The following is an 11,032-nucleotide window of genomic DNA, read 5'->3' as shown; positions in this document are numbered from 1 at the left end:
GCCGACGCGGCCCCCGCGGCCCCGGCCCCGGCCCCGGCCCCCGACCGTCCGGGCCCCACGGCCCCACGGCCCCACCGCCCACGGCCCACGGCCAGCTCGGGCTCGATGCAAAAGGTGACCCAAGGTGACTGACCTTCAGGCGAACAACAACGAGGAAAAACTCCGCTACTTCCTCAAGCGGGTGTCCGCGGACCTCCACGACGCCCGCGAGCGGCTGCGCGACCTCGACGAGGCCCGGCACGAACCGATCGCCATCGTCGCGACGAGCTGCCGCTTCCCCGGCGGCATCACCACCCCCGAGGAACTCTGGCGGCTCCTGGCCGAGGACGGCGACGCCATCACCGCCTTCCCCGCGGACCGGGGCTGGGACCTGGAAGCGCTCTACGACCCCGACCCGGACACCCGGGGCACCAGCCACGTCCGCGAGGGCGGATTCCTCGACGGCATCGGCCTCTTCGACGCCGGCCTCTTCGAGATCTCGCCCCGCGAGGCCCTCACCATGGACCCCCAGCAGCGCCTCCTGCTGGAATCCTGCTGGGAGGCCTTCGAACGGGCCGGCATCGACCCGACCTCCCTCAAGGGCAGCCGGACGGGCGTGTTCACCGGCGTGATGTACCACGACCACTCCGCCCTGCTCCAGCAGGCCGTCGAGGACGTCGACGGCCACATCGGCACCGGCAGCGCCGCCAGCGTGGTCTCCGGCCGCGTGTCCTACACCTTCGGCCTCGAAGGCCCCGCCGTCACCGTCGACACCGCCTGCTCCTCCTCCCTCGTCGCCCTGCACCTGGCGGTCCGGGCCCTGCGCCAGGGCGAATGCGACCTGGCCCTCGCCGGCGGCGTCACCACCATGCTCACCCCCACCTCCTTCGTGGACTTCAGCCGCCAGCGCGGCCTCGCCGCCGACGGCCGCTGCAAGCCCTTCGCGGCCGCCGCCGACGGCACCGGCTGGGGCGAGGGCCTCGGCATGCTCCTGGTGGAACGCCTCTCCGACGCCCGCCGCAACGGCCACCCCGTCCTCGCCCTCGTCCGCGGCTCCGCCGTCAACCAGGACGGCGCCTCCAACGGCCTCACCGCCCCCAACGGCCCCTCCCAGCAGCGCGTCATCCGCCACGCCCTCGCCGACGCCCGGCTGACCCCCGACGACGTCGACGCCGTGGAGGCCCACGGAACGGGCACCACCCTCGGCGACCCGATCGAGGCCCAGGCCCTCCTCGCCACCTACGGACAGGGCCGCCCGGCCGAACGCCCCCTGTGGCTCGGCTCCCTCAAGTCGAACATCGGCCACACCCAGGCCGCCGCCGGAGTCGGCGGAGTGATCAAGATGGTCGAGGCCATGCGCCACGGCCTGCTCCCCAGGACCCTGCACGTGGACTCCCCGTCCCCGCACGTCGACTGGTCCTCGGGCGCCGTACGCCTGCTCACCGAGCCCGTCCCGTGGACGGAGGGCGAGCGGCCCCGCCGGGCCGCCGTCTCCTCGTTCGGGTTCAGCGGCACCAACGCCCACGTCGTCCTGGAGGAACCCCCGCACGCCGAGCCCGCCCCCGAGGCGCACGCGCCGTCGGCCACCGGGTCCGGGTACACGCCCGTGCTGCTGTCCGGGAAGACCGCGGCCGCCCTGCGCGGGCAGGCCGCCCGCCTCCTGCGCCACACCGCCGACCACCCCGGACAGGCCCTCGCCGACCTCGGCCTGGCCACGGCCACCACCCGGGCCGCACTGGACCACCGCGCCGCGATCGTCGCCGCGGACCCCGAAGGCCTGCGCCGCGCCCTGGACCTGCTGGCCCGCGGCGAGACCCCCGCCGACACGGCGGACGGCAGCACGGCCACGGGCGTGGTCCTGCCCCGCGCCCGCACCGCGTTCCTCTTCTCCGGCCAGGGCAGCCAGCGCCCCGGCATGGGCCGCGAACTGTACGCGGCGTTCCCCGTGTTCGCCGAGGCCTTCGACGCCGTCTGCGCAGCCCTGGACCCGCACCTCGAACACCCCGTCAAGGAGGCGGTGTTCGCGCCCGGCCCCGGCGCGCTCGACCGCACGGTCAACGCCCAGCCGGCCCTCTTCGCCCTCCAGGTCGCGCTGTTCCGGCTGGTGGAGTCCTGGGGCGTCCGCCCGGACCTGCTGGCCGGACACTCGGTGGGCGAGCTCGCCGCCGCCCATGTCGCCGGGGTGTTCACCCTCGAGGACGCGGCCCGGCTGGTGGCCGCCCGGGCCCGGCTCATGCAGGCCCTGCCCGCCGGCGGGGTGATGACCGCCGTGGAGGCCTCCGAGGAGGAGGTACGGGAGCTGCTGGACGGGTATGCGGACCGGGCGGGCGTCGCCGCCGTCAACGGGCCCTCGTCCGTGGTGGTCTCGGGCACCGCCGAGGCCGTCGCCGCGGTCGTCGCACCGCTCGTCGCCCAGGGCCGCAAGAGCCGGGAACTGCCGGTCTCCCACGCCTTCCACTCGCCGCTGATGGAGCCGATGCTGGACGGGTTCCGCCGGGCCTTCGACGGCGTGTCCTGCGCCGCCCCGGCCCTGCCCGTCGTCTCCACCCTGACCGGCCGTCCCGTGCCGGCCGAGGAGCTGGGCTCCGCCGGGTACTGGGTGCGGCACGCCCGCGAGGCCGTGCGCTTCGCCGACGCGGTCGCCTCCCTGGCCGCCGAAGGGGCCGGCACCTTCCTGGAGATCGGCCCCGGCGGCGTCCTGACCGCCCTGGCCGCCGACCTCCTCGACCAGGACGCGGTCGTGGTCCCCGCCCTGCGCGCCGACCGGCCCGACGGCCTGGCCGTCACCGCCGCCCTCGCCCGCCTCCACGTCCACGGCACCCCCGTCGACTGGCCGGCCGTCTTCGCGGGCCGCGGCGCCCGCCCCGTGGACCTGCCCACCTACGCCTTCCAGCGCGAGGAGTACCGGCTCGAGACCCGGCCCGCCACCGGCGACCTCTCCGGCGCGGGCCTGCGCCCCGCCGACCACCCCCTCCTCGGCGCCGTCCTCACCCTCACCGACGGCGAGGGCGTCCTGCTGACCGGCCGCGTCTCCCTCGCCACCCACCCCTGGCTCGCCGACCACCGCGTCCTGGGCACCCCCCTGCTGCCGGGCACCGCCCTGGTCGAACTGGCCGTCCGCGCCGGGGACCAGGTCGGCTGCGGCCGGATCGAGCACCTCACCCTGGAGGCACCGCTCCCGCTGCCCCCGCAGGGCGGCGTGCGGCTCCAGGCCGTCGTGGACGCCGCCGACGCCCACGGCCGGCGCGCCGTACGGCTCTACTCCCAGCCCGACGAGACCCTCGCCGCCGACACCTGGACCCGCCACGCCTCCGGTCTGCTCACCACCGCCCCCGCCGCCCTCCCGGACCCCTCCGCGCTCACCCCCTGGCCCCCGGCCGACGCCGAACCCGCCGACCCCGAGGCCCTCTACGACCGGATGGCCGCCCTCGGCCTGGAGTACGGGCCCCTCTTCCGCGGCGTCCGCGCGGGCTGGCGGCGCGGCGCGGAACTGTTCGCCGAGATCGCCCTGCCGGACGGCACCCCCACCACCGGCTTCGGACTGCACCCCGCACTCTTCGACGCCGCCCTCCACACCGCCGGCCTCGCCGGCACCGGCCCGCACGACGGCCCCCGTATCCCCTTCGAATGGAACGGGGTCACCCTGCACGCGACCGGAGCGGGCACGCTCAGGCTCCGCCTGGCACCCGCACCGGACGCGGAGGGCGCCGTCACCCTGCTCCTCGCGGACGGCACGGGGCGCCCCGTGCTCTCCGTGGACTCCCTCGCGCTGCGCCCCGTGACGGCCGGGCAGCTGGCCGCCGCGGCGGGCACCGGCGGCGACGGGCTGTTCCGGCCGGAGTGGACCCCCGCGGCCCCCGCCGCGGAAGGCACCGGGCCCACCCCGGTCGCCGTGCTCGACTCGCTCGCCGCCCTGCCCGCCGAGGACGCGCCGGTCCCCGCCACCGTGGCGGTGGCCGTCACGGCGCCGGCCGGGGCCGGCGTTCCCCAGGCCGACCGGCCCGCCGAGGCCGCGCAGGCCGCCCTCGCCCTCGTCCAGGAGTGGCTCGCCGACGCCCGCTTCACCGACTCCCGGCTGCTGGTCCTCACCCGGGGCGCCGTCTCCACCGGGCCGGCGGAGGGCGCCGACCCCGCACAGGCCGCCGTCTGGGGGCTGGTCCGCTCGGCGCAGTCCGAGAACCCCGGCCGCTTCCTCCTCCTCGACACCGAACCCGGCGGCGCGGACGCGGACCCCGCCCTGCTCGCCTCCGCCGCCGCCACGGGCGAACCGCAGCTGGCCCTGCGCGCGGGAACTCTCCTCGCGCCCCGCCTGGTACGCGCCGAAGCCCCGCCGGAGGACACCCCCGCCCCGGTGTTCCCCCCGCACGGCACCGTCCTGGTCACCGGCGCCTCCGGCACGCTCGGCCGCCTGGTCGCGCACCACCTCGTCACCCGGCACGGCGTCCGCAGGCTCCTGCTGGTCAGCCGCCGCGGCCCCGACGCCCCCGGGGCGCGCGAGCTCGCGGCCGAACTCACCGCCCACGGAGCCGTGGTGTCCACCGCGGCCTGCGACGTCACCGACCGGCCGGCGCTCGCCGCCCTGCTGGCGGACCTCCCCGCCGCCCACCCGCTGACCGCCGTCGTCCACGCGGCGGGCACCACCGACGACGGCGTGCTCCCGGCCCTCACCCCGCAGCGGATCCGGCGCGTGTTCGCCCCCAAGGTCGAGGGCGCGCTCCACCTCCACGACCTCACCCGCGACCTGGACCTCTCCGCCTTCGTCCTGTTCTCCTCCGCCGCCGGAGTCTTCGGCAACCCCGGCCAGAGCAACTACGCCGCCGCCAACGCCGCCCTCGACGCCCTCGCCCAGCACCGCCGCGCGGCCGGACTGCCCGCGCTCTCCCTGGCCTGGGGCCTGTGGGAGAGCAGCAGCACGCTCACCGCCGCCCTCGCCGAGGCCGACCGGCGCCGCATCGGCCGTTCCGGACTCCTCGCCCTGGAGACGGACGAGGGCCTCGCGCTCCTCGACCGCGCACTGGACAGCGCCCACCCCCTCCTCGTACCCGTCCGCTGGGACCTGCCCGTCCTGCGCGAGCAGGCCCGCACGGGCACCCTGCCCGCCCTGCTGCGCACCCTCGTCCCCGCCCCCGTGCGCCGCACGCAGGCCGCCGCGGCCACCGCGCCCGACCGGGTCCGCGGCGCGCTGGCAGACCGGCTGGACTCGCTCCCCGAAGCCGGCCGCACCGCCCTGCTGTCCGACCTCGTCCGTACCCACGCCGCCGCCGTACTGGGCCACGACCGCCCCGAATCCGTCCCGCCCGGCCAGGCCTTCCGCGAGCTCGGCTTCGACTCGCTGACCGCCGTCGAACTGCGCAACCGCCTCGCCTCCGCGACCGGCGTACGACTGCCCGCCGGCCTGGTCTTCGACCACCCCACCCCGGACGCCCTCGCCCGCCACCTCCTCCACCGGCTGACGGACGCCCCGCGGCCCGAAGCCGGCACCCGCCCGGCCGCCGCCACCGGGACGGCCACGGACGAACCCGTCGCCATCGTCGCCATGGGCTGCCGCTACCCCGGCGGCGTGCGGTCCCCCGAAGACCTGTGGCGGCTGCTCACCGCCGGCACCGACGCCATCGGCGGCTTCCCCGAAGACCGGGGCTGGGACCTCGACCTGCTCTCCGCGAGCGGCGGCGCCACCGGATCCAGCAGCACCCTGCGCGGCGGATTCCTGTACGACGCGGGCGACTTCGACGCCGCCTTCTTCGGCATCTCCCCGCGCGAAGCCCTCGCCATGGACCCCCAGCAGCGGCTCCTCCTGGAGACCTCCTGGGAGGCCTTCGAACGCGCCGGCATCGCCCCCGCCACCCTGCGCGGCTCCCGCACCGGGGTGTTCACCGGCGTCATGTACCACGACTACGCCTCCTCCCTCCAGACGGTGCCCGACGGGGTGGAGGGCTTCCTCGGCACCGGCAACGCGGGCAGCGTCATCTCGGGCCGGCTCTCCTACACCTTCGGTCTGGAGGGACCCGCCGTCACCGTCGACACCGCCTGCTCCTCCTCCCTGGTCGCCCTGCACCTGGCCGTCCAGGCCCTGCGGCAGGGGGAATGCGACCTCGCCCTCGCGGGCGGCGTCACCGTGATGGCCGGCCCCGGCGCCTTCGTGGAGTTCAGCCGCCAGCGCGGGCTGGCCGCCGACGGCCGCTGCAAGGCCTTCTCCGCCGGCGCCGACGGCACCGGCTGGGCGGAAGGCGTGGGCGTACTGCTGGTGGAACGGCTCTCGGACGCCCTGCGTGACGGACACCCGGTCCTCGCGGTGGTCCGGGGCAGCGCGGTCAACCAGGACGGCGCCTCCAACGGCCTGACCGCCCCCAACGGGCCGGCGCAGGAACGGGTCATCGAGCAGGCCCTGGCGAACGCCAGGCTCGCGACCGCGGACGTGGACGCCGTGGAGGCGCACGGCACGGGCACCCGGCTCGGCGACCCGATCGAGGCCCAGGCCCTCCTCGCCACCTACGGCCAGGACCGCGAGGCGGACCGGCCGCTGTGGCTGGGCTCCCTGAAGTCCAACATCGGCCACACCCAGGCCGCCGCCGGCGTCGGCGGAGTCATCAAGATGGTCGAGGCGATGCGCCACGGCATCCTGCCCCCGACCCTGCACGCCGACGAGCCCTCCCCGCACGTCGACTGGAGCTCCGGCGCCCTGCGCCTCCTCACCGGGCCCGTCGCGTGGACGGACGGCCCGCGTCCCCGGAGGGCGGCCGTCTCCTCGTTCGGCTTCAGCGGCACCAACGCCCACGTCATCCTGGAACAGGCCCCGGAGCGGGCCCCGGAAGAGGCCCGGGAACAGGCCGCCCGGCCCGGCGGCGCCGCACCCTTCGCGGCGCCGTGGCTGCTGTCCGCCAAGGCCCCCGAGGCCCTGCGCGCCCAGGCCCGCGCACTCCTGCCGTACGCCCAGGACCCCGACCGGGCGCCGGTGGACGTGGCCTGGTCCCTGGCCACCGGCCGGGCCGCCCTGGACCACCGGGCGGCCGTCCTCGCACCGGATCCGGCCGGACGGCTGGAGGCCCTGACCGCTCTGGCGCAGGGCACCCCCTCGCACGCGCTGGTCCGGGCCGTGGCCGCCCCCGGTGGCGGGAAGCTCGCCGTCCTGTTCTCCGGCCAGGGCAGCCAGCGCCTCGGTATGGGCCGCGAACTGCACGCCGCCTTCCCGGTGTTCGCGGAGGCCTTCGACGCCGTGTGCGCGGCCCTGGAGCCGCACCTCGGACTCCCGCTGCGGGAGGTGGTGTTCGGCGAGGACGCGGAGACGTTGAACGAGACGCGGTACGCCCAGCCGGCGTTGTTCGCGGTGGAGGTGGCCCTGTTCCGGCTGGTGGAGTCCTGGGGCGTGCGTCCGGACTTCCTGGCCGGGCACTCCGTCGGGGAGTTCGCGGCGGCGCACGTCGCGGGTGTGTTCTCGCTGGAGGACGCGGCGAAGCTGGTGGCCGCCCGTGGCCGGCTGATGCAGGCTCTGCTCCCCGGCGGGGTCATGGTGGCGGTCGAGGCCTCGGAGGAGGAAGTGCGGGCCCTGCTCCCCGGGTTCGAGGACCGGGCCGGGATCGCCGCCGTCAACGGGCCCGCCTCGGTGGTGCTCTCAGGCGCGGAGGACGCGGTCGCGGAGCTGGCCGGGCAGCTGGCGGCGGAAGGCCGCAGGACCAAGTCGCTGACCGTCTCCCACGCCTTCCACTCGCCGCTGATGGACCCCGTGCTGGCCGAGTTCCGCACCGTGGCCGAGTCTCTCTCCTTCGGCGTCCCCGCCCTGCCGGTCGTCTCCACCCTCACCGGCGGGATCGTCCCGGCCGAGGAGTTCGGCTCGGCCGCGTACTGGGTCCGCCACGTCCGTGAGGCCGTCCGCTTCGCCGACGCCCTCACCACCCTGGCCGCCGAAGGGGTCCGCACCTACCTGGAGGTCGGCCCCGCGGGCGCCCTGACCGCCCTCGCCCAGGAGGCCGGGGGCGAGGACGCGGTGGCCGTCGCCCTGCTCCGCTCCGACCGGGCCGAAGCCCCGGCCGTCGCCGCCGCCCTGGCCCGGCTCCACGTCCACGGCACGCCCGTCGACTGGGACGCCTACTTCGCCGGCCGCGGCGCCCGTCGCACCGACCTGCCCACCTACCCCTTCCAGCGCACCCGCCACTGGCTCGCGGCGGCCCCCGCCCCCGGTGACGTCAGCGCCGCCGGGCTGGCCGAGGCGGACCACCGGCTGCTGGGCGCGGCCGTTCCGCTCGCCGACGGCGAAGGGCTCGTCCTGACCGGCCGGCTCTCGCTCGCGACGCACCCCTGGCTCGGCGACCACACCGTCCTGGGCGCCGTGCTCCTCCCCGGCACCGCCTTCGTGGACCTCGCCCTGCACGCCGCCCGCGCCGAGGGCGTCGGCTGCGACCGGCTGGACGAGCTCACGCTGGGGGCGCCGCTCGTCATCCCCGAGGACGGGGCCGTGCAGCTCCAGGTCCGGGTCGCGGCCCCCGACGCCGACGGCCGCCGCGCCCTGGAGATCCACTCGCGGGTGCAGGGCGCGCCCGCCGACGAGCCGTGGACCGGCCACGCGGTCGGCACCCTGTCCGCCGCCCCGGCCCCCGACGGCGGCGACGCCCCGGCCGAGTGGCCCCCGGCGGGGGCGGTCCCCCTCCCCGAAGGGTCCCCGGACGCCCTGTACGAGCGGATGGCCGGCCTCGGGCTGGACTACGGTCCGCTGTTCCGGGGCGTGCGCGCCGCCTGGAGCCGGGACGGGGAGGTCTTCGCCGAACTGGCCCTGCCCGAGGGGACCGACGTCTCCGGATTCGGGCTGCACCCGGCCCTGCTCGACGCGGCCCTGCACGCCGTCGCCCTCGACGAGGGCCTGCTCGGCGCGGAGGCCGGCTCCTCCGCCGGCCAGGCGCGGGTCCCCTTCTCGTGGGCCGGGGTCCGCGTCACCGCCGCCCCGTCCGCCGGCCCCACCGCCCTGCGGGTCCGCCTCGCCCCCGCGGGCCCGGACGCCGTGTCCCTGCTGGCAGCCGACCCCGGCGGCCGGACCGTGGCCCGGGTCGACTCCCTGGTCCTGCGGCCGGTCTCCGCCGAGCAGCTCGCCGCCGCACGGGCCGGACGCTTCCGCGACGCCCTCTTCCGCGTCGAGTGGACCGAGGCACCCACGGCCGAGGTCCCGCCCCTGACCCCGGCCGCCGGGCACGTCGTCCTCCTGGACGCCGAGCTCCCGGACCGCCCGGCGCGGACGCCCGCCGCCGTGCGGTACGCGACGGCCCGCGCGCTGGCCCTCGTACAGCGGTGGGCGGCGGCCGACGCGGCGGGGGAGCAGGAGCCCTCGACGCTGGTCCTCGTCACCCGCAACGCGGTTTCCGCGGGCGCCGGGGACGCGGCCCGGGTGGACCCGGCCCACGCCGCCGTGTGGGGTCTGGTCCGGTCCGCCCAGTCCGAACACCCCGGACGCTTCGTCCTCGTGGACCTCGACGCGGACCCGGAGACCGGCTCCGCACCGGACGGGACGCCGCCCGCCCGGGTGGCCGCGGCCCTGGCCACCGGGGAGCCGCAGTGCGCCGTCCGGGACGGCGCGGTGCTCGTGCCCCGCCTGGCACGCGTGCCCGCCGCCCCCGCCGCCCCCCTGGGCCTGGACCCGGACGGCACGGTCCTGGTGACCGGCGCGACGGGCGCCCTGGGCCGGCTGGTGTCCCGGCACCTGGTCTCCGCCCACGGCGCCCGGCACCTCCTGCTGACCAGCCGCCGCGGGCCCGACGCCGACGGCGCGGCCGACCTGGCCGCCGAACTGGGCGCGCTGGGCGCCGAGGTGACCCTGGCCGCCTGCGACGCGGCCGACCGGACCGCGCTCGCCGCCCTGCTCGACACGGTCCCCGCCGCACACCCGCTGACCGCCGTGGTGCACGCGGCCGGGGTCCTCGACGACGCCCTCGTCGGCTCGCTCACCCCCGAACGCCTCGACCGGGTCCTCGCCCCCAAGACGGACGCGGCCTTCCACCTGCACGAACTGACCCGGGACCGGGACCTCGCGGCCTTCGTGCTGTTCTCCTCGCTCGCCGGCACCTTCGGCACCGCCGGCCAGGCCAACTACGCCGCCGCCAACGCCTGCCTGGACGCCCTGGCCCGCTCCCGGCGGGCGGCGGGACTCCCGGCCCTCTCCCTGGCCTGGGGCCCCTGGGCGGACGCCGGGGGCCCGCACGGAATGCTGGGCGCGGCCGGTACGGGGGCACTCGCCCGCATGGCCCGGGCGGGCGTCCCGCCGCTCGCCGCGGACGAGGGCCTCGCCCTCTTCGACGCGGCCGTCGCCGTGGCGGCGGACACGACGGCCGCCGACGACGGCGCCGGGGCCGTGCTGCTGCCCGTACGGCTGAACCTGCCCGCCCTGCGCCGCGACGCCGCCACCCGGCCCGTCCCGGCCCTGCTGCGCGGCCTGGTCCGCACCCCGGCCCGCCCGGCGGCCGACCCCGCGGACGGGACCGGCCGGCTGGCCGCACAGCTGGCGGGCGCCTCGGACGAGAAGCGCCGGCGGATCCTCCTCGGACTGGTCCGGACCCAGGTGGCCGCCGTGCTGGGCCACACCTCCGCCGAGGCCGTCGGCGCCTCCCAGGCCTTCCGGGACCTCGGCTTCGACTCGCTGACCGCCGTCGAACTCCGCAACCACCTGGGCGCCGCCACCGGGCTCGGCCTCCCGGCGAGCCTGCTGTTCGACCACCCCACCCCGGAGGCCCTCGCCGGCCACCTGGCGGCCGCGCTGCCCGCCGACGGGCCGGACGGCGAGGCGGCGGCCCCCTCGCTGCTCGCCGAGATCGACCGCCTGGAGGCCGCGTTCGCCCGCGCCCCGCAGGACCGGGCCGCGCGCGCCACCGCCGCCCTGCGGCTGGAGGTGCTCCTCGCGAAATGGCGCGAGGCCTCCGCCGGTCCCGGCTCCGCTCCCGGCGCGACGGCCCCCGGAACCGATGCCGGGGACGGCGCCGAGGCCGAGGTGGCCGAGGCCTCCGACGAGGAACTCTTCGACCTGCTCGACGGCGAGCTCGACACCCACTGATCGACCAGCACGCCCATCCCTTCGCGT

At 77.7% G+C, this 11,032-nt stretch carries 1 protein-coding gene; it reads left to right on the top strand.

Annotation, left to right across the window (positions count from 1 at the left end; translation table 11 throughout):
- Nucleotides 1-124 precede the first annotated feature (124 nt).
- Complete coding sequence (locus ACFY0O_RS20185; protein WP_388948159.1) at nucleotides 125-11,005, top strand: type I polyketide synthase; 10,881 nt, start codon at nucleotides 125-127, stop codon at nucleotides 11,003-11,005.
- The last annotated feature ends 27 nt before the right edge of the window (nucleotides 11,006-11,032 follow it).

The organism is Streptomyces sp. NPDC001594, from assembly GCF_042893675.1.
Classification (GTDB): domain Bacteria; phylum Actinomycetota; class Actinomycetes; order Streptomycetales; family Streptomycetaceae; genus Streptomyces.
This window is presented reverse-complemented; position numbering and strand designations above follow the sequence as displayed.